24 protein-coding genes are annotated in these 24,809 nt (G+C 71.6%); 20 read left to right on the forward strand and 4 right to left on the reverse strand.

Annotated features, from left to right (window positions below; all coding sequences use genetic code 11):
* Positions 1-115: 115 nt before the first annotated feature.
* Positions 116-2,491 carry a Tex family protein gene (locus ACIQFZ_RS17525; RefSeq protein WP_402691597.1) on the reverse strand — a complete coding sequence of 792 codons (2,376 nt, stop codon included), beginning with the start codon at positions 2,489-2,491 and terminating at the stop codon, positions 116-118.
* 195 nt (positions 2,492-2,686) lie between these two features.
* On the opposite strand from ACIQFZ_RS17525, the gene ACIQFZ_RS17530 reads away from it, so the two are divergent.
* Together ACIQFZ_RS17530 and ACIQFZ_RS17535 are read left to right on the forward strand one after the other, a co-directional pair.
* Entirely contained in the window at positions 2,687-3,646 is a 960-nt protein-coding gene (locus tag ACIQFZ_RS17530; protein ID WP_383058603.1) for a GlxA family transcriptional regulator, read from the forward strand.
* Between the two features lie 20 nt (positions 3,647-3,666).
* Entirely contained in the window at positions 3,667-4,302 is a 636-nt protein-coding gene (locus ACIQFZ_RS17535) for a DJ-1/PfpI family protein (RefSeq protein ID WP_402691598.1), read from the forward strand.
* A gap of 8 nt (positions 4,303-4,310) precedes the next feature.
* Here ACIQFZ_RS17535 and ACIQFZ_RS17540 read toward each other — a convergent pair whose 3' ends face one another.
* Complete coding sequence (locus ACIQFZ_RS17540) at positions 4,311-5,057, reverse strand: enoyl-CoA hydratase/isomerase family protein (protein ID WP_402691599.1); 747 nt, start codon at positions 5,055-5,057, stop codon at positions 4,311-4,313.
* A 124-nt stretch (positions 5,058-5,181) separates the two neighbouring features.
* Here ACIQFZ_RS17540 and ACIQFZ_RS17545 point away from each other — a divergent pair, with 124 nt between their 5' ends.
* Both ACIQFZ_RS17545 and ACIQFZ_RS17550 read left to right on the forward strand, forming a co-directional pair.
* Positions 5,182-5,760 carry a DUF308 domain-containing protein gene (locus ACIQFZ_RS17545; RefSeq protein WP_365422715.1) on the forward strand — a complete coding sequence of 193 codons (579 nt, stop codon included), beginning with the start codon at positions 5,182-5,184 and terminating at the stop codon, positions 5,758-5,760.
* 233 nt (positions 5,761-5,993) lie between these two features.
* Complete coding sequence (locus ACIQFZ_RS17550; protein WP_383058659.1) at positions 5,994-6,515, forward strand: ATP-binding protein; 522 nt, start codon at positions 5,994-5,996, stop codon at positions 6,513-6,515.
* Positions 6,516-6,523: 8 nt separating this feature from the next.
* On the opposite strand, the gene idi is transcribed toward ACIQFZ_RS17550, so the two are convergent.
* Together idi and ACIQFZ_RS17560 are read right to left on the reverse strand one after the other, a co-directional pair.
* A complete protein-coding gene (gene idi / locus ACIQFZ_RS17555; RefSeq protein WP_365422718.1) occupies positions 6,524-7,114 on the reverse strand; it encodes an isopentenyl-diphosphate Delta-isomerase in 591 nt (196 codons plus the stop codon).
* Positions 7,115-7,375: 261 nt separating this feature from the next.
* The gene (locus ACIQFZ_RS17560; protein ID WP_376651214.1) at positions 7,376-8,308 is read right to left on the reverse strand and encodes a cation diffusion facilitator family transporter; all 933 of its coding nucleotides are present in this window, start codon (positions 8,306-8,308) and stop codon (positions 7,376-7,378) included.
* Between the two features lie 468 nt (positions 8,309-8,776).
* Between ACIQFZ_RS17560 and ACIQFZ_RS17565 the strand changes: the two genes are divergently transcribed.
* The 16 genes from ACIQFZ_RS17565 to ACIQFZ_RS17640 form a co-directional block, all read left to right on the forward strand.
* Positions 8,777-10,576 (forward strand): DUF5941 domain-containing protein, encoded by a 1,800-nt coding sequence (locus ACIQFZ_RS17565; RefSeq protein WP_365775255.1) that lies wholly within the window; start codon positions 8,777-8,779, stop codon positions 10,574-10,576.
* The gene (locus ACIQFZ_RS17570; RefSeq protein WP_383058598.1) at positions 10,573-11,325 is read left to right on the forward strand and encodes a sugar phosphate nucleotidyltransferase; all 753 of its coding nucleotides are present in this window, start codon (positions 10,573-10,575) and stop codon (positions 11,323-11,325) included. Before ACIQFZ_RS17565 ends, ACIQFZ_RS17570 begins: the two co-directional genes overlap by 4 nt.
* Complete coding sequence (locus ACIQFZ_RS17575) at positions 11,313-12,377, forward strand: iron-containing alcohol dehydrogenase family protein (protein WP_402691600.1); 1,065 nt, start codon at positions 11,313-11,315, stop codon at positions 12,375-12,377. Before ACIQFZ_RS17570 ends, ACIQFZ_RS17575 begins: the two co-directional genes overlap by 13 nt.
* Positions 12,355-13,134 carry a CDP-alcohol phosphatidyltransferase family protein gene (locus tag ACIQFZ_RS17580; protein ID WP_361410443.1) on the forward strand — a complete coding sequence of 260 codons (780 nt, stop codon included), beginning with the start codon at positions 12,355-12,357 and terminating at the stop codon, positions 13,132-13,134. The genes ACIQFZ_RS17575 and ACIQFZ_RS17580 overlap by 23 nt, the downstream gene beginning before the upstream one ends.
* A gap of 53 nt (positions 13,135-13,187) precedes the next feature.
* Positions 13,188-14,042 (forward strand): glycosyltransferase family 2 protein, encoded by an 855-nt coding sequence (locus ACIQFZ_RS17585; RefSeq protein WP_376651222.1) that lies wholly within the window; start codon positions 13,188-13,190, stop codon positions 14,040-14,042.
* 101 nt (positions 14,043-14,143) lie between these two features.
* Positions 14,144-15,073 carry an ABC transporter permease gene (locus ACIQFZ_RS17590; RefSeq protein WP_402691601.1) on the forward strand — a complete coding sequence of 310 codons (930 nt, stop codon included), beginning with the start codon at positions 14,144-14,146 and terminating at the stop codon, positions 15,071-15,073.
* A gap of 13 nt (positions 15,074-15,086) precedes the next feature.
* Positions 15,087-15,866: an ABC transporter ATP-binding protein gene (locus tag ACIQFZ_RS17595; protein WP_365775265.1), complete on the forward strand. Its 780-nt coding sequence runs from the start codon at positions 15,087-15,089 to the stop codon at positions 15,864-15,866.
* Positions 15,867-16,227: 361 nt separating this feature from the next.
* Positions 16,228-17,124 (forward strand): squalene synthase HpnC, encoded by an 897-nt coding sequence (gene hpnC, locus ACIQFZ_RS17600; RefSeq protein ID WP_402691602.1) that lies wholly within the window; start codon positions 16,228-16,230, stop codon positions 17,122-17,124.
* Complete coding sequence (gene hpnD, locus ACIQFZ_RS17605) at positions 17,121-18,071, forward strand: presqualene diphosphate synthase HpnD (RefSeq protein ID WP_402691603.1); 951 nt, start codon at positions 17,121-17,123, stop codon at positions 18,069-18,071. The genes hpnC and hpnD overlap by 4 nt, the downstream gene beginning before the upstream one ends.
* Before the next feature lie 5 nt (positions 18,072-18,076).
* A complete protein-coding gene (locus ACIQFZ_RS17610) occupies positions 18,077-18,211 on the forward strand; it encodes a DUF6380 family protein (protein WP_365425140.1) in 135 nt (44 codons plus the stop codon).
* Positions 18,208-19,638: a hydroxysqualene dehydroxylase HpnE gene (hpnE, locus tag ACIQFZ_RS17615; protein ID WP_365425130.1), complete on the forward strand. Its 1,431-nt coding sequence runs from the start codon at positions 18,208-18,210 to the stop codon at positions 19,636-19,638. Before ACIQFZ_RS17610 ends, hpnE begins: the two co-directional genes overlap by 4 nt.
* 71 nt (positions 19,639-19,709) lie before the next feature.
* A complete protein-coding gene (locus ACIQFZ_RS17620; protein WP_383058657.1) occupies positions 19,710-20,774 on the forward strand; it encodes a polyprenyl synthetase family protein in 1,065 nt (354 codons plus the stop codon).
* 119 nt (positions 20,775-20,893) lie between these two features.
* Positions 20,894-22,933 carry a squalene--hopene cyclase gene (gene shc / locus ACIQFZ_RS17625; protein WP_402691604.1) on the forward strand — a complete coding sequence of 680 codons (2,040 nt, stop codon included), beginning with the start codon at positions 20,894-20,896 and terminating at the stop codon, positions 22,931-22,933.
* Entirely contained in the window at positions 22,933-23,574 is a 642-nt protein-coding gene (locus ACIQFZ_RS17630; RefSeq protein ID WP_402691605.1) for a 1-hydroxy-2-methyl-2-butenyl 4-diphosphate reductase, read from the forward strand. The genes shc and ACIQFZ_RS17630 overlap by 1 nt, the downstream gene beginning before the upstream one ends.
* A 5-nt stretch (positions 23,575-23,579) precedes the next feature.
* A complete protein-coding gene (hpnH, locus tag ACIQFZ_RS17635) occupies positions 23,580-24,602 on the forward strand; it encodes an adenosyl-hopene transferase HpnH (RefSeq protein WP_141356268.1) in 1,023 nt (340 codons plus the stop codon).
* A gap of 4 nt (positions 24,603-24,606) precedes the next feature.
* The coding region (locus tag ACIQFZ_RS17640; RefSeq protein WP_365775258.1) for a flavodoxin-dependent (E)-4-hydroxy-3-methylbut-2-enyl-diphosphate synthase at positions 24,607-24,809 on the forward strand (203 nt) is incomplete at its 3' end.

Raw genomic sequence — 24,809 nt, forward strand, 5'->3', positions numbered from 1 at the left:
CAGCCGGGCGGCGGTCCGCTCGTAGTGGTCGTCCACCGGCACCGGCCCCCGGCCGGTTCAGGAGGTCCGCCCCGGACCCGCCCACCGGTGGTGGGGCGAGTCCGGGGCGGGTGGGTCAGCGGCGGGTGTTCTTCGGGTCGAGGAGGCCCGCGCGGCGCAGGGCGTCGGCCATCGCGCTGTTGGCGGGCGGGGGTGCCTGGCGGGAGCCACCGCCGCCACCGCCACCGCGGCCCTGGCGCTGCTGCGGCGGGCGCCCGCCGCGCCGGCGGCGCTCGCCGCCGTCTCCCTGCCCCTGACGGTCCTGCGCCGCCGCCTCGTCGTCCAGACGCAGCGTCAGCGAGATCCGCTTGCGCGGGATGTCGACCTCCAGCACCTTCACCTTGACGATGTCACCGGGCTTGACGACGTCCCGCGGATCCTTCACGAACTGCTTCGACATCGCCGAGACGTGCACCAGACCGTCCTGGTGGACGCCGACGTCGACGAACGCGCCGAAGGCCGCCACGTTCGTCACCACGCCCTCCAGGACCATCCCGGACGCCAGGTCGGAGATCTTCTCGACGCCCTCCTTGAAGGTGGCCGTCTTGAACGCGGGCCGCGGGTCGCGCCCCGGCTTCTCCAGCTCCCGCAGGATGTCCGTCACCGTCGGCAGACCGAACGTGTCGTCCACGAAGTCGGCCGCCCTGAGCGAGCGCAGCACCCCGGTGTTGCCGACGAGCGAGGCGACCTCCTGGCCCGCGGTCTTCACCATCCGGCGGACCACGGGGTAGGACTCGGGGTGCACGCTGGAGGAGTCCAGCGGGTCGTCGCCGCCGCGGATCCGCAGGAAGCCCGCGCACTGCTCGTAGGCCTTCGGGCCGAGCCGCGAGACGTTCTTCAGCTGCGCACGCGAGGTGAACGGCCCGTTGGCGTCCCGGTGCGCCACGATGTTCTCCGCGAGTCCCGAGGTGACGCCGGAGACGCGCGCGAGCAGTGGCACGGACGCGGTGTTCACGTCCACGCCGACGCCGTTCACACAGTCCTCGACCACCGCGTCCAGGGAGCGGGACAGCTTCACCTCGGACAGGTCGTGCTGGTACTGGCCGACACCGATCGACTTGGGGTCGATCTTGACCAGTTCGGCCAGCGGGTCCTGGAGCCGGCGGGCGATGGAGACCGCGCCGCGCAGGGAGACGTCCATGTCGGGCAGTTCCCGCGAGGCGTACGGCGACGCCGAGTACACCGAGGCGCCCGCCTCCGACACCATCACCTTGGTGAGCTTCAGCTCCGGGTGCCTGGTGATGACGTCGGCGGCCAGCTTGTCGGTCTCCCGGGACGCCGTGCCGTTACCGATCGCGATCAGCTCGACCGCGTGCTCCTTGGCCAGCCGGGCCAGCTTGGCGACGGCCTCGTCCCACCGGTTGGCCGGCACGTGCGGGTGGACGACGTCGGTGGCGACGACCTTGCCGGTCGCGTCGACCACGGCGACCTTCACACCCGTACGGAACCCGGGGTCCAGGCCGAGGGTCGAGCGAGTGCCGGCCGGCGCGGCGAGCAGCAGATCGCGCAGGTTGGCCGCGAACACGTTCACCGCCTCGTCCTCCGCGGCCGTGCGCAGCCGCAGGCGCAGGTCGATGCCCAGGTGGACGAGGATCCGGGTGCGCCAGGCCCAGCGGACCGTGTCCTGGAGCCACTCGTCGGCGGGCCGGCCGCGGTCGCCGATCCCGAACCGGTGGGCCACCATCCCCTCGTACGAGGACGGGCCGTCCACCGGCTCCTCAGGCTCCAGGACGAGGTCCAGGACCTCCTCCTTCTCGCCCCGCAGCATCGCCAGGATCCGGTGCGAGGGCAGCTCGGTGAACGGCTCGGCGAAGTCGAAGTAGTCGGCGAACTTGGCGCCCGCCTCCTCCTTGCCCTCGCGCACCTTGGCGGCCAGCCGCCCGCGCCCCCACATGCGCTCGCGCAGCTCGCCGATCAGGTCGGCGTCCTCCGAGAACCGCTCGGTGAGGATCGCCCGCGCGCCGTCCAGGGCCGCCTGCGGATCGGCGACGCCCTTGTCCGCGTCGACGAAGGCGGCGGCCGCCGCCAGCGGATCCACGCCAGGGTCGCCGAGCAGGCCCTCGGCCAGCGGCTCCAGGCCCGCCTCCCGGGCGATCTGCGCCTTGGTCCGCCGCTTCGGCTTGTACGGCAGGTACACGTCCTCCAGCCGTGCCTTGGTCTCGGCGCCGCGGATCTGCGCCTCCAGTTCCTCGGTGAGCTTGCCCTGCTCGCGCACCGACTCCAGGATCGCCGTCCGCCGGTCCTCCAGTTCCCGCAGATAGCGCAGCCGCTCCTCGAGCGTGCGCAGTTGCGCGTCGTCGAGCATCTCGGTCGCTTCCTTGCGGTAGCGGGCGATGAAGGGCACCGTCGAACCGCCGTCCAGCAGCTCCACGGCGGCCTTGACCTGCCGCTCCCGTACGCCGAGCTCCTCGGCGATCCTGCCCTCGATGGACGCTGTGAGGGGTGTCGTCACGATCCCGTACCGCCTTCTCCACTCCGGTGTGCGCCGCAATTGTGGCAGGCCCCGCCGACAACCGGGCCGCAGGGCGCCACCCGGCGAGGCGCACCCCTGCCGCCGCCCGCACCGGCGGAGAGGGGGCGGGGTGTGGCGGGAAAGGTGGGAAACCCGTCATTGCGGCCATCCCCCGGTCCGCGAAGAATCGGTCGCATGGCGCAGCGAACCGTTCTCGTCGTCCTCTTCGACGGCGTCCAGAGCCTCGACGTCACCGGCCCCGTGGAGGTCTTCGCCGGTGCCGACCGGCACGTACCGGGGGCGTACCGCATCCACACGGCCTCCCTGGACGGCGGTCCCGTACGCACCTCCAGCGGTCTGACCCTGGTACCGGACTCCCCGCTCCCCGAGGCGCCCGCGCCGCACACGCTGCTCGTGCCCGGCGGGGAGGGCACCCGCCGGCCGGACCCGCGTCTGGTCGACTGGGTCCGCGCGCACGGGCCGGGGGCCGCGCGCCTGGTCTCGGTGTGCACCGGCGCGATCCTGCTGGCCGAGGCGGGCCTGCTGGACGGCCGCCGGGCCACGACCCACTGGGCGTACTGCGCCAAGCTGGCCCGCGACCACCCCGCCGTCGAGGTCCACGCCGACCCGGTCTACGTGCGCGACGGGGACGTGGCGACGTCGGCCGGCGTGACCTGCGGCATCGACCTGACCCTCGCGCTCGTCGAGGAGGACCTCGGCCGCGACGTCGCGCTGAGCGTCGCCCGTCACCTGGTGGTCTTCCTGCGCCGGCCCGGCAACCAGGCCCAGTTCAGCGCCCAGCTCGCCGCGCAGACGGCACGGCGCGAGCCCCTGCGGGACGTACAGCAGTGGATCACCGAGCATCCGGCGGACGACCTGTCCGTCGAGGCGCTCGCCGCCCGTGCCCGCCTCTCGCCGCGCCACTTCGCCCGCGCGTTCCGGGCGGAGACCGGTACGACCCCCGGCCGCTACGTCGACCGGGTCCGCCTCGAACACGCCCGCCGGCTGCTGGAGGACACCGCCGACGGCGTCGAGGAGATCTCCCGCGCCAGCGGCTACGGCACACCGGAGGCCATGCGGCGCGCGTTCGTCAAGGCGCTGGGCGCCGCCCCGGCCGAGTACCGGCGGCGGTTCCGCCCCGCTCCCGCCACCTGACACCCACCGGAGGAAATCCCGTGCAGATCGCCATCGTCCTGTTCGACCGCTTCACCGCCCTGGACGCCGTGGGCCCGTACGAGACCCTCAGCAGGCTCCCCGGCGCGCGGACCGTCTTCGTCGCCGAACGGACCGGACCCGTCCGCACCGAGACCGGGCACCTCGCGCTCACCGCCGACCGGACCCTGGACGAGGTCACGGACCCCGGCATCGTCGTCGTCCCGGGCGGCCCCGGCCAGGCGTCGCAGATGGAGAACGAGACCCTGCTGGACTGGCTGCGCACCGCCGACGCCACCAGCTCCTGGACCACCTCCGTGTGCACCGGCTCGCTGCTGCTCGCGGCCGCCGGACTCCTGGACGGCCGCCGCGCCACCTCGCACTGGCTGGCCCTCGACCAGCTGAGGCGCTTCGGCGCCGAGCCCACGGGGGAGCGGGTCGTCTTCGACGGCAAGTACGTCACGGCCGCCGGCGTCTCCTCGGGCATCGACATGGGCCTGACGCTGCTCGGCCGGATCGCCGGCGACGAACACGCCCAGGCCGTCCAACTGCTGACCGAGTACGACCCGCAGCCGCCCTACGACGCCGGATCCCCGGAGAAGGCGCCCGCGCACCTCGTCGAGGAGTTCCGCGCCAACAGCCGCTTCGTGCTGACGTAGGCGGCCGGCTACCGCACGCTCCAGGTGAACCGTGGGGTCCGGCGTTCCAGGAACGCGGCGACCCCCTCCGCGGTGTCGTCGCTTGCTTGTGCCTGCTTGGTCCAGTGGGCGTCGCGGTCCGTGCGGCCGTCCGCGAACTCCTTCGCCGCGGCCTGCGTCAGCTGCGAGCGCGCAGTGAGGATCCTGGTGAACTCCGTGATCCGCTTGGCGAGTTCGCCCTCGGGCAGCACCTCGTCGACCAGTCCGGTGCGCAGCGCGCGCTCCGCGTCGATCAACTCGCCCGAGAAGAGCAGGTACTTGGCGGTCGCCGGGCCCACCAGGGAGACCAGGCGGCGGGTGGAGGAGGCGGGGTAGACGATGCCCAGTTTGGCCGGCGTCACCCCGAACAGCGCGCCCGCCTCGGCGAACCGCAGGTCGCAGGCCGCCGCGAGCTGGGCGCCGCCGCCCACGCAGTACCCGCGCACCGCGGCCAGCGTCGGCTTGGGGAACGCGGCGAGCGCCTCCTCGGCCTGCCCCGCCAGGCGCTGCGCCTCCCGCGGCGAGCCGCGCAGCGTGGAGATGTCGGCACCGGCGCAGAACGTCGCGCCCGACCCGGTCAGCACCAGCGCCCGGACGCCCGGATCGGCCGCGAGGCCGTCCAGGAGCGGTGGCAGCGCCCGCCACATCGCGGCGGTCATCGCGTTGCGCTTGGCCGGGTGGTGGACCATGACGGTGGCCACCGCGTCGGTGACGTCGTGCAGCAACTGCGGCTCCATGCGCCGGATGCTATCCGCCGGGCCGAGCGTTTGATCAAGAAGGGGCGGGGGAGAGATACGACACGGCAACAAACGGAACAAAAGGTGGAAACCGGGGGGATCGTGCGGCTTTGAGGAGGCGCCGATGGCCAGGTTCACCAAGCCCCGCAGCGAGACGGCGAGGATGCGCCGCGGTTTCGGCTGGCTCGCCGGACTAGGGGTGCTCCTGGTGGTCGCCGGACTCGTCGGGCTCGTCTACACGGCCGCCGTCACGCTGACCTCCATGCTCCTGTTCGGCTGGCTGCTGCTGATCGGCGGTCTTGTCGGGCTGCTGCACGCGGTCCAGGCGCGCGGCTCGAACTTCTTCTGGCTCGGTGTCATCGTGGCCGCCCTGAACATCGCGGCGGGCGTGGTGGTCATCGGACATCCGCACGCGACCGCCGCGGCGCTCACCATGTTCGCGGCCCTGCTGTTCCTGACCGGTGGCCTGTTCCGGGTGGTCGGCAGCGTCGTGGTGCGCGGCCCCCAGTTCGGCTGGACGCTGCTGCTGGGCGCCTTCTACCTGCTGCTGGGCATCATGGTGCTGGCCTCCTGGCCGAGCAGCAGCCAGTACGTCATCGGCGCGTTCTTCTCCCTCGCCCTCCTCTTCGACGGCCTCGGCCTGATCGCGACCGGCTTCGGCGGCCGCCGCATCGTCGGCATGGTCTCCGACCGGACGGCCTGACTGTGCCGTCCCGGACGGGCCGGGCACGGGAGGCACATGGACCGTACAACCCGAAAAGTTCGCGATGTCGGCGCGGACGGGACAGGAACGGTCCCTGCCGTGACGGATTCGTACGCGAACGGTCACAAGGCGCTTGAAACACGCTGACTTGTGTTCAGTCCTTGGGCTGAGAGCGGTGCGTTACCAACACTCGACCTGTGGTGACAATCGAGCGCGAGGATGGCGACCGGACGATGGACAACCACGGGCGCGGGTACGGCTCACGCCCGGAGGGCGGCGCGGGGGCACCTCTCCACGACGTACCGCCGGATCCGCTGCCGTACGAGGGGGTCTGGCGGTTCACCGCGCCCGCCGCCGACGCCTCGGTCCCGCAGGCCCGGCACGCGGTCCGGGACCTGCTGCTGCGGCAGGGCGTCCCGGTCTCGGACGACCTGGTCCACGGCCTGCTGCTGATCGTGTCCGAGCTGGTCACGAACGCCGTACGGCACGCGGCGCTGCTGTCGCCGATGCTCGCCGTGGAGGTCGCGGTCGGCGCCGAGTGGGTGCGGGTGTCCGTGGAGGACAACCACCCCTACCGCCCGACCGCCCTGGAGGCCGACCACGGGCGCACCGGCGGGCGCGGGCTGCTCCTGGTCCGTGAGATCGCGCGGGAGGCCGGCGGGGTCTGCGACGTCGAGCACACCGCGAGCGGCGGCAAGGTCATCTGGGCCGCCCTGCCGCTCAAACCCGCGCATCAGCTGGAACAGCACCCCTGAGGTCCGACTTACCAGCCGGCGGGACCCGTCAGTTCCCTGATCGCGGGACGGGCCGCGTCCAGCACGGTCGGGAACCAGACGGAGAAGGTGTCCCGCGCGTGCCGCTCCGCCAGCTCGGCGGGCGTCACGAACTCCGTGGCGCCGACCTCCTCCGGGTCCGGCCGCAGCGGGGACTGCACCAGGCCGACGAAGAGGTGGTTGTACTCCTGCTCCACCAGGCCCGAGTCCGGGTCCGGGTGGTGGTAGCGGACCGTGCCCGCCTCGGCGAGCAGCGACGGGGAGATCCCCAGCTCCTCGTACGTGCGCCGGGCCGCCGCCGCCATGGGCGACTCACCGGGGTAGGGGTGGCCGCAGCAGCTGTTGGACCACACGCCGGGGGAGTGGTACTTGCCCAGCGCCCGCTGCTGGAGCAGCAGCCGGCCGCGGTTGTCGAACAGGAATACGGAGAAGGCGCGGTGCAGCCGTCCTGGTGGCTGGTGGGCGGACAGCTTCTCCGCGGTGCCGATCGTCACGCCGTCCTCGTCGACCAGTTCCAGCAAGATCGCGTCCGCGGTGCCGTTCGACGAGCTGTGCTTCGCGGTGGCAGGTGTGGTCGACATACCCATCCTTCACTTCGGTCCTCGAGTCCCAAGTCTGCCGTACGAAACCGGCACTCCCGGCACTCCGCATGTCCCGCGCGGCGCCGTGGTCCGCGACAGTCACGGGCCGGGCACCGTAGGTGATCGTGCCCGGACGGGCACGCCCGGAACCGTCCGGGCGCCCCGCGGAGTGGACACGGGCGCACACCGCGCCTCCGTGTACCGGCGCGGGCGCCGTGCGCGCCGGGCGCCCCTTCGGTCAGGACTGCGGGGAGTGTCCCGTCAGTGGCACAGCCGGGCCTCGTGCTCCGCGTGCCCGCTCGGCTCCAGCTGGAAGGTGCAGTGCTCCACGTCGAAGTGGTCCCCGAGGCAGCCCTGGAGCTCGTGCAGTAGCTTCTCGTGGCCGATGGCGCTGAGCGCGTCGGACCGGACGACCACGTGCGCGGAGAGTACCGGCAGACCCGAGGTGATCGTCCAGGCATGCAGGTCGTGCACGTCCTCCACGCCGTCCAGCTCCAGAATGTGCTCCCGCACCTCGTTCATGTCGACGTTCTTCGGGGCCGCCTCCAGCAGCACGTCGAGCGTCTCGCGCAGCAGCCGGAAGGTGCGCGGCACGATCAGCAGGCCGATGAGGAGGGAGGCGACGGGGTCGGCGGCCTGCCAGCCGGTGAGCAGGATCACCGCCGCCGAGATCATGACGGCCACCGAGCCGAGCGCGTCCGCGGCCACCTCCAGGAAGGCACCGCGCACGTTCAGGCTCTCCTTCTGGCCGCGCATCAGCAGCATGAGGGAGATCGAGTTCGCCACCAGGCCGATCGCGCCGAACACGATCATCAGCCCGCCGTTGGTGGGCGCCGGGGTGAGGAACCGCTGGACCGCCTCGTAGAGCACATAGCTGCCGACGCCGAGCAGCAGCAGGCAGTTGGCGAGCGCGGCGAGGATCTCCGCGCGGGCGTAGCCGAAGGTGCGGTTCCCGCTCGGCGGCCGGTTGGCGAAGTGGATGGCCAGCAGCGCCATACCGAGGCCGACGGCGTCGGTGGCCATGTGGGCGGCGTCCGCGACCAGCGCCAGCGAGTCCGCGAGCAGGCCGCCGACGATCTCCACCACCATCACGGTGAGCGTGATCGACAGCGCGATGCGCAGTGTGCCGCGGTGCGCGGCGCCGGCCGTACCGCCTGCGCCGTGCGCGTGCCCGTGGTCGTGACCGGCCCCCATGGGATGACCGCCCTTTCCGTATTGCGTCCGGGATCACAGTGAACTACGGGCGGGGGGTATGGGGCAACGCGGCACTGAACACCGTTGTCATGTGCCCTGACCTGCGCAAACGAACCGCAGGTCAGGGTGCGCGGACGACTCGGGCGCCGGGGTGCGGCAGTCGGCCCCGCACATCGAGGAGACCCTTTGGTGGTCAGCCATGTCATGGCCGTCCATGCCATGTCGGGGCCGGATGTGACGAATACCCGATCTGGTGCGGAGTTTGTGGCCCGGCGGCCGGATCACCCATGATGATCGCGGCGAAGGCTGCGGCAGACCACGTCGATCAGGCCGGTGAACGGGCGGTGAACGTGGGCTTCCCGCCATCCGATAGCCTCTGCCGACATGCCGCCCGGGTGCCACAGGCAGGCGGGTCCCCTATATGCACATGACCGGCGCGGGCGCGTCGGCCCCCAGGGAGTGAGTTCGTTGTCGACCGCCATCCTGACCGGTCAGCCGGTCCCCGGATCGTCGATCGAGGGCGATCTGCGGTCCCTCGGATTCGACGTGCGGGTCGCCTCCGACGGCACCGACGCCGAGACGCTGCTCGCCCAGGTGCCCGGTGACCAGCGGGTCGCCATCGTCGACGCCCGGTTCGTCGGCCATCTGCACGCGCTGCGACTGGGTCTGACCGACCCCCGCTTCCCGCTCGCCGCCGTCCCCGGCGCGATGACCGCCCGCCCGGCCGGCCGCCAGGCGCTGACCCGTGCGATGGCGCGCGAGAACTCCGCCGGCGGCAGCACCGCGGTCGCCGTCGCCGGCCTCGCCGACCGGATCTCCGAAGCCCTGGACGCCGACGGCTCCGAGGTGCACCGCCCCGTGCTCGGCACTCTCGTCGCCGCCGTACCCGAGGACCCCCAGACCCGCAACGAGGCACGCCAGGCCGTGGCCGCCGTCGACGACGAGGCCGTCCGCCTGAAGTCGGCCGTCAAGGCCCGCGACGGCTTCTTCACCACCTTCTGCATCAGCCCGTACTCGCGCTACGTCGCCCGCTGGTGCGCCCGCCGAGGGCTGACCCCCAACCAGGTCACCACGGCCTCCCTGCTCACCGCGCTCATAGCCGCGAGCTGCGCCGCCACCGGCACCCGCGGCGGCTTCGTCGCCGCCGGCGTGCTGCTCATCGCCTCGTTCGTACTGGACTGCGCCGACGGCCAGCTGGCCCGCTACTCGCTTCAGTACTCCACCCTCGGCGCCTGGCTGGACGCCACCTTCGACCGGGCCAAGGAGTACGCCTACTACGCAGGCCTCGCGCTCGGCGCCGCCCGCGGCGGCGACGACGTCTGGGCCCTGGCCCTGGGCGCCATGATCCTTCAGACCTGCCGGCATGTGGTCGACTTCTCCTTCAACGAGGCCAACCACGACGCCACTGCCAACACCAGCCCCACCGCCGCGCTCTCCGACAAGCTGGACAGCGTCGGCTGGACGGTCTGGGTGCGCCGGATGATCGTTCTGCCCATCGGCGAGCGCTGGGCGATGATCGCGGTCCTGACGGCGGTCACGACCCCCAGGATCACCTTCTACGTCCTGCTCGCCGGCTGCGCCCTCGCGGCGACGTACACCACGGCGGGCCGCGTCCTGCGGTCCGTGACGCGCAAGGCGCGGCGCACCGACCGGGCGGCGCAGGCGCTGGCGGACCTCGCGGACAACGGGCCGATCGCCGACCTCGTCGCCAGGCTGCGCGATCCCAATGCGCGCTGGTACCTCAGCTCCCCGTTGCTGCATGCCCTGGCCGGCGTGGTGTTCCTCGCCGGCGCCCTGTACTCCGGCGTGCCCATCGTGGGCGCCACCTTCTACGTCGCCTTCGCGGGCCTGGCCCTCTCCCAGCCCCTCAAGGGCTCCCTCGACTGGCTCGTCCCCCCGCTGTTCCGCGCCGCCGAATACGTCACCGTGCTGGTGCTGGCGGCCAGAGCGGAGGTGAACGGAGCCCTTCCTGCGGCTTTCGGCCTGGTGGCGGCCGTCGCCTACCATCACTACGACACGGTGTACCGCATCCGCGGCAACGCCGGAGCGCCGCCGGTCTGGCTGGTGCGCGCCCTCGGCGGGCAGGAGGGGCGCACGCTGCTCGTCACCGTGCTGGCCACGGTGCTCACCGCCTCGCAATTCCAGGTCGCGCTCACGGTCCTCGCCGTGGTCGTCGCCCTGCTGGTGCTCACCGAGAGCATCCGTTTCTGGGTGGCCTCTCATCTGAGGGGCGCGCCCGCAGTACACGACGAAGGAGAACCCGCATGATCGGCCTCGTGCTGGCGGCCGGCGCCGGACGGCGCCTGCGCCCCTACACCGACACCCTGCCCAAGGCGCTGGTGCCGGTGGGGCCCGACGGCGCGGAGGACGGCCCCACGGTCCTGGACCTCACCCTCGGCAACTTCGCCGAGGTCGGCCTGACGGAGGCCGCGATCATCGTCGGCTACCGCAAGGAGGCCGTGTACGAGCGCAAGGCGGCCCTGGAGCGGAAGTACGGCCTGAAGCTCACCCTGATCGACAACGACAAGGCCGAGGAGTGGAACAACGCCTACTCCCTTTGGTGCGGCCGTGACGCCCTCAAGGACGGCGTGATCCTCGCCAACGGCGACACCGTCCACCCGGTCTCCGTCGAGAAGACCCTGCTCGCCGCCCGCGGCGACGGCAAGAAGATCATCCTCGCCCTGGACACGGTGAAGTCGCTCGCCGACGAGGAGATGAAGGTCGTCGCCGACGCCGACCGGGGTGTGCGGCGGATCACCAAGCTCATGGACCCCGCCGAGGCCACCGGCGAGTACATCGGCGTCACCCTCATCGAGGGCGACGCGGCCCCCGAGCTGGCCGACGCGCTGAGGGTCACCTTCGAGCGGGACCCGCAGCTGTACTACGAGGACGGCTACCAGGAGCTCGTCAACCGCGGCTTCACGATCGACGTGGCACCGATCGGCGACGTCAAGTGGGTCGAGATCGACAACCACGACGACCTCGCCAAGGGACGTGGAATCGCGTGCCTGTACTGACCCGGCTCATTCCGTCGCCCGTCGCTGTCGACATCCGCCGGGGCGCGCTCGACGACCTGGCCGTGATCCTCTCCGACGAGCGGATCTCGCCGTCCGGGCGGCTGGCCTTCGCCATCAGCAACGGCTCCGGCCGGCTGCTGCGCGAGCGGTTCGCCGCGGCCTTCCCGAGCGCCGACTGGTTCGAAGACGCCGATGGCACCATCGACGGTGCGGTCAGGCTCGCCGACTCCATCAAGAAGGCCGGCCGCTACGACGCGGTGGTCGGCCTCGGCGGCGGCAAGGTCATCGACTGCGCCAAGTACGCGGCGGCCCGCGTGGGCCTGCCGCTGGTCGCGGTGGCCACCAACCTGGCCAACGACGGGCTCTGCTCGCCGGTCGCCACGCTGGACAACGACGCGGGCCGGGGCTCGTACGGCGTGCCCAACCCGATCGGCATCGTCATCGACCTCGATGTGATCCGCGAGGCACCGGTGCGCTTCGTGAGCGCCGGCATCGGCGACGTGATCTGCAAGATCTCCGCCGTGGCCGACTGGGAACTGTCGCACCGCGAGACCGGTGAGAAGATCGACGGCCTCGCCGCCGCGATGGCCCGGCAGGCGGCCGAGGCCGTGCTGCGGCACCCCGGCGGCATCGGCGACGACTCGTTCCTGACGACGCTCTCCGAGGCCCTGGTCCTGTGCGGCATCTCCATGTCGGTGGCCGGGGACAGCCGTCCGGCGTCGGGTGCCTGCCACGAGATCAGCCACGCGTTCGACCTCCGGTTCCCCAAGCGCAACGCGCTCCACGGCGAGCAGTGCGGCCTCGGCGGCGCGTTCGCCACGTATCTGCGGGGCGACGTGGAGACGGCCGGACAGATGGCCGAGGTGCTGCGCCGGCACGGGCTGCCGGTGCTGCCCAAGGACATCGGCTTCACGATGGACGAGTTCGTCCGGGTCGTCGAGTTCGCCCCGGAGACCCGGCCCGGCCGCTACACGATCCTCGAACACCTCGACCTCAAGACCGACCAGATCAAGGACATCTACGCCGACTATGTCAAGGCCATCGGTAGCTGAACTGAGACCGGTCGTCCATCCGGCAGGGGTGAAGGACCGGCGCAGCGGAGAGCACTGGGCGGGACGCCTCTACATGCGCGAGGTGTCCCTGCGGGTGGACCGCTACCTGGTGGGCACCAGGGTCACGCCCAACCAGCTCACGTACCTGATGACCGTCTTCGGCGTCCTCGCGGCCCCGGCCCTGCTGGTGCCGGGGATCGCGGGCGCCGTGCTCGGCGTGCTGATGGTCCAGCTCTACCTGCTGCTGGACTGCGTCGACGGCGAGATCGCCCGCTGGAAGCAGCAGTTCTCGCTGGGCGGGGTCTACCTGGACCGGGTCGGGGCCTATCTCACCGACGCCGCCGTCCTGGTCGGGCTCGGGCTGCGCGCCGCCGACCTGTGGGGTCCCGGGCGCATCGACTGGCTGTGGGCCTTCCTGGGGACCCTGGCCGCTCTCGGCGCGATCCTGATCAAGGCCGAGACCGACCTCGTCGGCGTGGCCCGCCACCAGGGCGGGCTGCCGCCGGTCCAGGAGAGCGCGGCCGAACCGCGCTCGTCGGGCATGGCGCTGGCCCGCCGGGCCGCCGCGGCGCTCAAGTTCCACCGGCTGATCCTCGGGATCGAGGCGTCGCTGCTGATCCTGGTTCTCGCGATCGCCGACACGATCAGGGGCGACCTGTTCTTCACCCGGCTCGGCACGGCCGTACTCGCCGGCATCGCGCTGCTCCAGACCCTGCTGCACCTGGTGTCCATCCTCGTCTCCAGCAGGCTGAGGTGAGCGGCGTGACCTCTGCGAACGCTCCGCTCAAGGTCGGCGCCGTCGTCATCACCATGGGCAACCGGCCCGAGGAGCTGCGGGCCCTGCTCGACTCGGTCGCCAAGCAGGACGGCGACCGCGTCGAGGTGGTGGTCGTCGGCAACGGCTCGCCCGTCCCGGACGTCGCAGAGTTCTCGTCGGTTGTACGGACCGTCGAGCTGCCGGAGAACCTCGGCATCCCCGGCGGCCGCAACGTCGGCATCGAGGCCTTCGGCCCGGCCGGCGGCGACGTCGACATCCTGCTCTTCCTCGACGACGACGGCCTGCTCGCCCGCAACGACACCGCCGAGCTGTGCCGCCGGGCCTTCGCCGCCGACGACCGGCTCGGCATCGTCAGCTTCCGCATCGCCGACCCGGACACCGGCGTCACCCAGCGCCGCCACGTGCCGCGGCTGCGCGCCGCCGACCCGATGCGCTCCTCCCGGGTCACCACCTTCCTGGGCGGCGCGAACGCCGTCCGCACCAAGGTCTTCGCGGAAGTCGGCGGCCTGCCGGACGAATTCTTCTACGCGCACGAGGAAACCGACCTGGCATGGCGGGCCCTCGACGCGGGCTGGATGATCGACTACCGGTCCGACATGGTGCTGTACCACCCGACGACCGCGCCTTCGCGGCACGCGGTCTACCACCGCATGGTCGCCCGCAACCGGGTCTGGCTGGCCCGCCGCAACCTCCCGGTGCTCCTCGTCCCGGTCTACCTTGGGGTGTGGCTGCTGCTCACCCTCGCCCGCCGCCCCTCGCGTCCGGCCCTGAGGGCCTGGTTCGGCGGCTTCCGGGAGGGCTGGACCACACCCTGCGGCCCGCGCCGGCCCATGAAGTGGCGTACGGTGTGGCGACTCACCCGACTGGGCCGGCCGCCGGTCATCTGACAAGATCGTTCCCCCGAGTACGCGGCACCACCAGGCCGGTGCTCGAGCCACGGCCGTACATCCGCACTGGCAGCGCATCTCGAAGACGAAAGTTTCCACTTGTGAGTGAGACAACGCATGACGGCGGCGTCGCCCTCGGCGCGGCTCCGTCGCCCGACGAGGGTCTTACCCCAGTCCAGCTTGCCGACAAGTACGGGCTGTCCGTCAGCGGCGCCCGGCCCCCGCTCGGGGAGTACATCCGGCAGCTGTGGGGGCGGCGCCACTTCATCCTGGCCTTCTCCCAGGCGAAGCTGACCGCACAGTACAACCAGGCCAAGCTCGGCCAGCTCTGGCAGGTGGCGACGCCGCTGCTGAACGCCGCCGTGTACTACTTCATCTTCGGCCTGATCCTCCACACCAGCCGCGGCATGTCCCAGGACGTGTTCATCCCGTTCCTGGTGACGGGCGTGTTCGTGTTCACCTTTACCCAGACCTCGGTCATGACCGGCGTACGTGCCATCTCCGGCAACCTCGGTCTGGTGCGGGCGCTGCACTTCCCGCGCGCCTCCCTGCCGATCTCGTTCGCGCTGCAGCAGCTCCAACAGCTGCTGTTCTCGATGCTCGTGCTGTTCCTGGTGGTCGTGGGATTCGGCAGTTACCCGGGCCTGTCCTGGCTGCTGATCGTGCCGGCGCTGGCGCTGCAGTTCCTGTTCAACACCGGGATGGCGCTGATCATGGCCCGGCTGGGCGCCAAGACTCCCGACCTCGCCCAGCTCATGCCGTTCGTCACGCGGACCTGGATGTACGCCTCGGGCGTGATGTTCTCCCTCAGCATCATGCTCGAAGGGAAGCCGGACTGGGTCATCCGGCTGATGCAGCTCAACCCCGCCGCCATCTACATGGACCTGATCCGCTTCGCGCTGATCGACGGCTACGACTCCTCGCACCTGCCGCCGCACGTCTGGGCCGGCGCCCTCGGCTGGGCCGTGCTCGTCTTCGTCGGTGGCTTCGTGTACTTCTGGAAGGCGGAGGAGAGGTACGGCCGTGGCTGACCGGGACCATCACATGCGCGACGGCGGGCAGGTGCCCACCGTGATCGCGGACGAACTGCACATCGTCTACCGCGTCAACGGCGCCAAGTCCGGCAAGGGCAGCGCCACCGCCGCGCTCAGCCGCATCCTCAAGCGGGGCTCCGACGACACGGCGCGGGGCGTGCGCAAGGTGCACGCCGTCAAGGGCGTCTCCTTCGTCGCCTACCGCGGCGAGGCGATCGGCCTGATCGGCTCCAACGGCTCCGGCAAGTCCACGCTGCTGCGCGCCATCGCCGGCCTGCTGCCCGCCGAGAAGGGCCGGGTCTACACCGACGGCCAGCCCTCGCTGCTCGGCGTGAACGCGGCGCTGATGAACGACCTCACGGGCGAGCGCAACGTCATCCTGGGCGGACTGGCCATGGGCATGTCGCGCGAGCAGATCATGGAGCGCTACGAGGGGATCGTCGACTTCTCCGGCATCAACGAGAAGGGCGACTTCATCACCCTGCCGATGCGCACGTACTCCTCCGGCATGGCGGCCCGGCTGCGCTTCTCCATCGCCGCCGCCAAGGACCATGACGTCCTCATGATCGACGAGGCGCTGGCCACCGGCGACCGCAAGTTCCAGACGCGCTCCGAAGCGCGTATCCGGGAGCTGCGCAAGGAGGCCGGCACGGTGTTCCTGGTCAGCCACAACAACAAGTCGATCCGCGACACCTGCGACCGGGTGCTGTGGCTGGAGCGCGGCGAACTGCGCATGGACGGCCCCACCGAAGCGGTGCTCAAGGAGTACGAGAAGTTCACGGGCAAGTAGCCCGCAGGCGCCAGGGCCCCGCCGGAACGCGTCCGGTGGGGCCCCTCGTCCGCAAAGGATGTGTCAACTCGCGCCGTCCTGAGGAATCTTGACACCAATCGGTGTGTTGTTGTGATGTGCGGGGCACCCCCCGCGCGGCTCGCTGCGTTGTACAACGTAAGCTGTACCGGTCCCGGAAAGCGGCAAGTGGGGAGATAATGCGCGACAGCCTCCGCCGACGCCGCCCCGCGGACGGCCGGGCGGCGTGTCCGAAATAGTGTGTCTTGGGTCGGCAGTGTAGAACGGGAGATGTGACGGCAATGGCTACGGAAACTCCCCAGCTCAACGCAGCAGGTGCCGTCCCCGTGCCGGACAGTGGACGATGACGCGAACGCCGACGGCGCGCGACCCCGAGCGCGCCACCCTCGACAAGGCCGCGGGTGAGAACTTCCCCGTGGCACCGTTCTTCCTGCCCAGAGCCTGGCGCTTCGACCTGATGGCCGTCTACGGCTTCGCCCGCCTCGTCGACGACATCGGCGACGGCGACCTGGCCCCCGGCGGCGCGGACGCCCGGCTGCTCGGCGTGTCGCCCGGCGAGGCCGAGGACCGACTGGTCCTCCTCGACGCCTTCGAGGCCGATCTGCGCCGGGTCTTCGACGGCACCCCGCGCCACCCCCTGCTGCGCCGGCTTCAGCCCACCGTGCGCCGCAGATCACTGACCCCCGAGCCGTTCCTCGGCCTGATCGCCGCCAACCGCCAGGACCAGCTCGTCACGCGGTACGAGACCTACGACGACCTCCTCGCCTACTGCGAACTGTCCGCCAACCCCGTCGGCCGCCTCGTCCTCGCCGTCACCGGCACCTCGACCCCCGAGCGGATCCGCCATTCCGACGCCGTCTGCACCGCCCTGCAGATCGTCGAGCACCTCCAGGACGTCAGGGAGGACCTCGGACGCGACCGCATCTATCTGCCCGCCGCCGACATGAAACGTTTCCACGTGCAGGAGTCTGATCTCGCCGCCCCCACCGCGGGCGCATCGGTGCGCGCACTCGTCGCGTACGAAGCGGAACGCGCCCGCGGTCTGCTGAATGAAGGCGCCCCCCTGGTGGGTAGCGTCCACGGCAGGTTGAAGCTGCTACTAGCGGGGTTCGTGGCGGGGGGAAGGGCGGCGGTCCACGCGATCGCCGCCGCCGAACACGACGTACTTCCCGGCCCGCCCAAGCCCGGCAAGACCCGGTTGCTGCGCGAGGTGGGCCTGACTCTGCGAGGAGAGGGGTGATCCGGGCCGTGGAGCCGGAACAGCACGTGTCCGCGCCGGTACTCGCCGCCTACAGCTACTGCGAGGCCGTCACCGGACAGCAGGCCCGCAACTTCGCCTACGGCATCAGACTGCTGCCGACGGCCAAGCGGCGGGCGATGTCGGCGCTGTACGCGCTCTCCCGGCGCGTCGACGACATCGGCGACGGAACACTGGCCCACGACGTGAAGATCACCCGTCTGGAGGACACCCGGGCGCTGCTCGGCCGGGTCCGCGACGGCGCCGTCGAGGACGACGACACCGACCCCGTGGCCGTCGCCCTCAGCCATGCCGCCCGGGTCTTCCCGATCCCGCTCGGCGGCCTGGACGAACTCATCGACGGCGTCCTGATGGACGTCCGCGGCGAGACGTACGAGACCTGGGAGGACCTGAAGGCCTACTGCCGCTGCGTGGCCGGGGCCATCGGACGGCTCTCCCTCGGCGTGTTCGGCACCGAGCCGGGGGCGCGCGGCGCCGAACGCGCTCCCGAGTACGCCGACACGCTCGGGCTCGCGTTGCAGCTGACCAACATCCTCAGAGACGTCCGCGAGGACGCCGAGGACGGCCGCACCTACCTGCCCGCCGACGACCTCGCCAAGTTCGGCTGCTCGGCCGGGTTCCACGGGCCGACGCCGCCGGAGGGCTCCGACTTCGCGGGCCTGGTGCACTTCGAGGTGCGGCGGGCCCGCGCCCTGTTCGCCGAGGGCTACCGGCTGCTGCCCCTGCTGGACCGGCGCAGCGGCGCGTGCGTCGCCGCCATGGCCGGCATCTACCGCCGGCTGCTCGACCGCATCGAGCGCGACCCGGAGGCCGTGCTGCGCGGCCGGGTCTCGCTGCCCGGACACGAGAAGGCGTACGTCGCGGTGCGCGGCCTGTCCGGCCTCGACGCCCGGTACGTGTCCCGGCAGACCGTCAGGAGGCGTGCCTGATGGTGATGTCACCGCACGGTGAGGCCACCGGCGAGAAACGGCGGGCAACCCTCCGATGCCGGGCGGCGTCCCTGACGGCAACGGTCGCCCGCGAGGCACCCGCTCACCGCGGCGGACGCACAGGGGAGGGCGCACGATGACCGACGGCACACGGCGGGACGGACCGCTCACGGACGCCTCGGGACCGGCCGGACGGCACGCCGTGGTGGTCGGCGGCGGCCTGGCCGGCCTCACCGCCGCGCTCGCGCTCGCCGACGCCGGAATGCGGGTGACGCTGCTGGAGGGCAGACCTCGCCTGGGCGGGCTCGCCTTCTCCTTCCAGCGCGGCGACCTCACCATCGACAACGGACAGCACGTCTATCTGCGCTGCTGCACCGCCTACCGCTGGTTCCTCGACCGGATCGGCGGCGCCGCGCTCGCCCCGCTGCAGGACCGGCTGGAGGTGCCCGTCGTCGACGCCACGAGACCCGAGGGCCGGCGGCTCGGCACACTGCGGCGCGACGCGCTGCCCGTACCCCTGCACCTGGGGCGCAGCCTCGCCACCTACCCGCACCTCTCGCTCGCCGAGCGGGTCCGGGTGGGCCGCGCCGCGCTCGCGCTCAAGGGACTCGACCTCACCGATCCGACCCTGGACGCACGGGACTTCGGCAGCTGGCTGACCGAGCACGGCCAGTCGGCGCGAGCCGTCGAGGCCCTGTGGGACCTGGTCGGGGTCGCCACGCTCAACGCGGTCGCGCGCGACTCCTCGCTGGGGCTCGCCGCGATGGTGTTCAAGACCGGACTGCTGTCCGACCCGGGCGCGGCCGACATCGGCTGGGCCCGCGTCCCGCTGGGCGAACTGCACGACGGGCTGGCCCGCAGGGCGCTCGACGCCGCGGGCGTGCGTACCGAGGTCCGGACACGCGTCACCTCCGTCTCCCTCAACGGAAACGGGAGCTGGAACGTTCAGCTTCCCGGCGAGAGCCTGGTCGCCGACGCGGTCGTCCTCGCCGTACCGCAGCGCGAGGCGCACGGACTGCTGCCGGCCGGCGCCCTGGACGCGCCGGACCGGCTGCTCAGGATCGGCACCGCGCCGATCCTCAACGCCCACGTCGTCTATGACCGCACGGTGCTGAACGCGCCCTTCTTCGCGGCCATCGGCACACCCGTGCAGTGGGTCTTCGACCGCACCGAGGCGGCCGGCCTGAAGCACGGTCAGTACCTCGCGGTGTCCCAGTCGGTGGCGCAGGACGAGATCGACGCGCCGGTCGCCGTGCTGCGCGAGCGCTATCTGCCCGAACTGAGGCGGCTGCTGCCCCGTGCACGCGGTGCCGAGGTGAAGGACTTCTTCGTGACCCGGGAGCGCACGGCGACGTTCGCCCCGGCCCCCGGCGTCGGACGGCTGCGGCCCGGCGCCCGCACCAAGGCCCCCGGCCTGTACCTGGCCGGAGCGTGGACCGCCACAGGGTGGCCCGCGACCATGGAGAGTGCGGTCCGCAGCGGTGTGAAGGCGGCCGAGGCCGCGCTGAGCGCCCTGGGCCGGCCCCGCCCGAGCCGTCTCTTCGCCATCGAGGAGGCGGCGGCATGACGTTCGATCAGCAGCCCGCGGCGGGCCCCCGCACCTCCGGCACCGCAACAAGAGGAGAGACTGTGCCCACTGTGCCCCCGGCCTCGACGGCCGCTCGGAGGACCGCGGTGGACGTGACCGCGCTTTTGGAGCGCGGCCGGACCCTGGCCACGCCGGTACTGCGGGCGGCCGTCGACCGCCTGGCGCCCCCCATGGACACCGTCGCCGCCTACCACTTCGGCTGGATCGACGCCCTGGGCAACCCGGCACGCGGGGACGGCGGCAAGGCCGTGCGCCCCGCCCTGGCCGTGCTCTCCGCCGAGGTCACCGGGGCCGCGCCCGAGGCCGGTGTGCCCGGCGCGGTCGCCGTGGAGCTCGTCCACAACTTCTCCCTGCTGCACGACGACCTGATGGACGGCGACGAACAGCGCCGCCACCGCGACACGGTCTGGAAGGTGCACGGCCCCGCCCAGGCCATCCTGGTCGGCGACGCGCTGTTCGCCCTGGCCAACGAGGTGCTGCTGGAGCTGGGCACGGCCGAGGCCGGCCGCGCCGCCCGCCGGCTGACCACCGCCACCCGCGCCCTGATCGACGGTCAGGCGCAGGACATCTCCTACGAGCACCGCGACCGGGTCAGCGTCGCGGAGTGCCTGGAGATGGAGGGCAACAAGACCGGTGCCCTGCTCGCCTGCGCCTCCTCCGTCGGCGCGGTCCTCGGCGGCGCGGACGACCGCACGGCCGACACGCTGGAGAAGTACGGGTACCACCTCGGTCTGGCCTTCCAGGCTGTCGACGACCTCCTCGGCATCTGGGGCGACCCGGACGCCACCGGCAAGCAGACCTGGAGCGATCTGCGCCAGCGCAAGAAGTCCCTGCCGGTCGTGGCCGCGCTCGCGGCGGGCGGTCCGGCCTCCGAGCGGCTCGGCGAGATCCTCGCCGCCGACGCCAAGAGCAGCGACTTCGCGAACTTCTCCGAGGAGGAGTTCGCGGCCCGCGCCGCCCTCATCGAGGAGGCGGGCGGCCGGGAGTGGACGGCCGAGGAGGCGCGCCGTCAGCACACCATCGCCATCGAAGCCCTCGACACCGTCGGCATGCCCGAGCAGGTACGGGCCGCGTTCACGGCGCTCGCCGACTTCGTCGTCGTACGAAAGAGATGATCACTATCGGTTGAACCAGCCTCGCGTAGTCGCCGGCCGGTGCAGCAAGGAGGTTTCAGGCACCGGCCGACGGCGGACCCACAGCAGCACGATTTGCACGACTGCACGAAGGGGAAGCCATGACAGCGACGACCGACGGAAGCACCGGGGCGACACTGCCGTCCCGCGCTGCCGCGGCCAGTGAAACCGTACTCAGCACCCCCGAGGCGGCCGGGGTACAAGAAGCCGCCGCGGCCGCCGTCAGGCGGGCCACCGACTTCCTGCTCGCCCAGCAGGACGTCGAGGGCTGGTGGAAGGGCGACCTCGAGACGAACGTCACCATGGACGCCGAGGACCTGCTGCTGCGCCAGTTCCTGGGCATCCTGGACGAGGACACCACCCGGGCCGCCGCGCTGTTCATCCGCGGAGAGCAACGCGAGGACGGCACCTGGGCCACCTTCTACGGCGGCCCGGGCGAACTCTCCACCACCATCGAGGCCTACGTCGCCCTCCGGCTGGCCGGCGACGCGCCGGACGAGCCCCACATGGCCCGGGCCTCCGCCTGGATCCGCGCGCGGGGCGGCATCGCGGCCTCCCGCGTCTTCACCCGGATCTGGCTGGCCCTGTTCGGCTGGTGGAAGTGGGAGGACCTGCCCGAACTGCCGCCCGAACTCATCTGGTTCCCCAAGTGGTTCCCGCTCAACATCTACAACTTCGGTTGCTGGGCGCGGCAGACGATCGTCCCCCTGACCGTCGTCTCGGCCAAGCGCCCGGTGCGTCCGGCCCCGTTCCCGCTCGACGAGCTGCACACCGATCCCGGCGCTCCCCGTCCGCCGCGGCCGCTCGCTCCGGCCAGGACCTGGGACGGCCTGTTCCAGCGGCTCGACATGGTGGTGCGCGGCTACCGTTCCGTCGCCGTGCGCAGAGTGCGCGAAGCCGCCCTGAAATCGGCCGCCCGCTGGATCATCGAGCGGCAGGAGAACGACGGCTGCTGGGGCGGCATCCAGCCGCCGGCCGTGTACTCGGTCATCGCCTTGTACCTGCTCGGCTACGACCTCGAGCACCCGGTGATGCGGGCGGGCCTCGAGTCGCTGGACCGTTACGCCGTGCGGCGTGAGGACGGCGCCCGCATGATCGAGGCCTGTCAGTCGCCGGTGTGGGACACCTGCCTGGCCACCATCGCGCTCGCCGACGCCGGACTGCCCGCCGACCACCCCCAGTTGGTCAAGGCCGCCGACTGGATGCTGGGCGAGCAGATCGTCCGGCCCGGCGACTGGTCGGTACGCCGCCCCGGACTGCCGCCGGGCGGCTGGGCGTTCGAGTTCCACAACGACAACTACCCCGACATCGACGACACCGCCGAGGTCGTCCTCGCCCTGCGCCGGGTCAGGCACCACGACCCGGAGCGGATGGACAACGCCATCGGGCGCGGGGTGCGCTGGAACCTCGGGATGCAGTCGAAGAACGGCGCCTGGGGAGCCTTCGACGTCGACAACACCAGCCCCTTCCCCAACCGGCTGCCGTTCTGCGACTTCGGCGAGGTGATCGACCCGCCGTCGGCGGACGTGACCGCGCACGTCGTGGAGATGCTCGCCGCCGAGGGCATGACCCACGACCCGCGCACCCGGCGCGGCATCGAGTGGCTGCTGGCCGAACAGGAGCCGGACGGCTCGTGGTTCGGCCGCTGGGGCGTCAACTACCTCTACGGCACCGGGTCCGTCGTACCCGCCCTGACGGCCGCCGGCCTGCCCGGCTCCCACCCGGCCGTCCGCCGCGCGGTGACCTGGCTGGAGAGCGTGCAGAACGACGACGGCGGCTGGGGCGAGGACCTGCGCTCCTACCGGTACGTCAAGGAGTGGAGCGGCAAGGGCGCCTCCACCGCCTCGCAGACCGCCTGGGCCCTGCTCGCCCTGCTCGCGGCGGGGGAGAAGGACTCCAAGGTCGTCGAGCGCGGCGTCGAGTGGCTCGCGGCCACCCAGCGGGAGGACGGTTCCTGGGACGAGCCGTACTTCACCGGCACCGGCTTCCCGTGGGACTTCTCCATCAACTACCACCTGTACCGGCAGGTCTTCCCGCTCACCGCGCTCGGCCGGTACGTGCACGGCGAGCCTTTCGCCGGCCGACTCCCGATCGCCGATCCCCTCGCCGAGCGGCCCGGCGCCGAGGTCAAGGGGAGCTGATGAGCACACGGCCCGGACCGGCTCCGCTGCTGATCGCCTGCGCGCTCGGCATCGAGCGTCTCGCCCTGCGCGCCGGTGACCGCGGCGGAGCAGGCGGGCCGGTCACCGTCCTGCGGACGGGCATGGGACCCAAGGCGGCGGAACGCTCCGTCACCCGGGTCCTCGCCGGCCCGCCGCTGGACCGGGCCGCGGTGCTCGCCACGGGCTTCTGCGCGGGACTCGCCCCGGGCATGCACCCCGGCGACCTCGTCGTCGCCGAGGAGACCCGGGACCCGCACGGCACCGTCCCCTGCGTCGGCACCGAACTGCTCGTCAAGGAACTCACCCGCACCCTGCCCGGGCGCACCGTGCACACCGGGCCGCTCACCGGCTCCGACCACGTCGTACGCGGACCCGAGCGGTCCGACCTGCGCGCCACCGGCGCGATCGCGGTCGACATGGAGTCGGCGGCCACGCTCCTGAGCGCCGTGTGCACGGGCGTGCGCCCTGTTGCGGCCGTGCGGGTGGTCGTAGACGCTCCAGAACATGAACTCGTCCGTATCGGTACGGTCCGCGGTGGAATATCAGCCTTCCGCGTTCTTCGTTCCGTCCTGCCGACTTTTTTCGAATGGCACCGTAATGTGCTGCTCCCCAGGAGGTGAGCCAGATGGCCATGCCGCTGCGCCAGTCCGTCAAAGTCGCCACATACTTGGCCGAACAGAAGCTTCGCAAGCGGGACAAGTTCCCGCTGATCGTCGAGCTTGAACCGCTCTTCGCCTGCAACCTCAAGTGCGAGGGCTGCGGCAAGATCCAGCATCCGGCAGGAGTGCTCAAGCAGCGCATGCCCGTCGCCCAGGCGGTGGGAGCGGTACTGGAGTCGGGTGCGCCGATGGTGTCCATCGCGGGTGGCGAGCCCCTGATGCACCCGCAGATCGACGAGATCGTACGGCAGTTGGTGGCCAAGCGGAAGTACGTCTTCCTGTGCACCAACGCGCTGCTGATGCGCAAGAAGATGGACAAGTTCAAGCCGTCCCCCTACTTCGCCTTCGCGGTGCACATCGACGGGCTGCGGGAGCGGCACGACGAGTCGGTGGCGAAGGAGGGCGTGTTCGACGAGGCGGTGGAGGCCATCAAGGAGGCCAAGCGGCGCGGCTTCCGGGTGACCACCAACTCCACCTTCTTCAACACCGACACCCCGCAGACCGTCGTCGAGGTGCTCAACTTCCTCAACGACGACCTCAAGGTAGACGAGATGATGATCTCGCCCGCCTACGCCTACGAGAAGGCACCCGACCAGGAGCACTTCCTGGGCGTGGAGCAGACCCGCGAGCTGTTCAGGAAGGCCTTCGCGGGCGGTAACCGCCGCCGCTGGCGGCTCAACCACTCGCCGCTGTTCCTCGACTTCCTCGAGGGCAAGGTCGACTTCCCGTGCACCGCGTGGGCGATCCCGAACTACTCCCTGTTCGGCTGGCAGCGCCCCTGCTACCTGATGAGCGACGGGTACGTGCCGACGTACCGGGAACTCATCGAGGACACCGACTGGGACAAGTACGGCCGGGGCAAGGACCCGCGGTGCGCCAACTGCATGGCGCACTGCGGCTACGAGCCCACCGCCGTGCTGGCCACCATGGGATCGCTCAAGGAGTCCCTGCGCGCCATGCGCGAGACGGTCTCAGGGAACCGGGACTGACGCCATGGCCGCCATTCCTCTGGGCGTCCCCGAGGTACCGGCCCGGCCGATCGCCGAGCGGCGCGTGTCGCGGCAGATCCACGTCGGGCCGGTGGCGGTCGGGGGCGGGGCCCCGGTGTCGGTGCAGTCGATGACGACGACGCGTACGTCGGACGTCGGCGCCACGTTGCAGCAGATCGCGGAGCTGACGGCTTCGGGTTGCCAGAT

Source organism: Streptomyces sp. NPDC093064 (assembly GCF_044754605.1).
Taxonomy (GTDB): domain Bacteria; phylum Actinomycetota; class Actinomycetes; order Streptomycetales; family Streptomycetaceae; genus Streptomyces.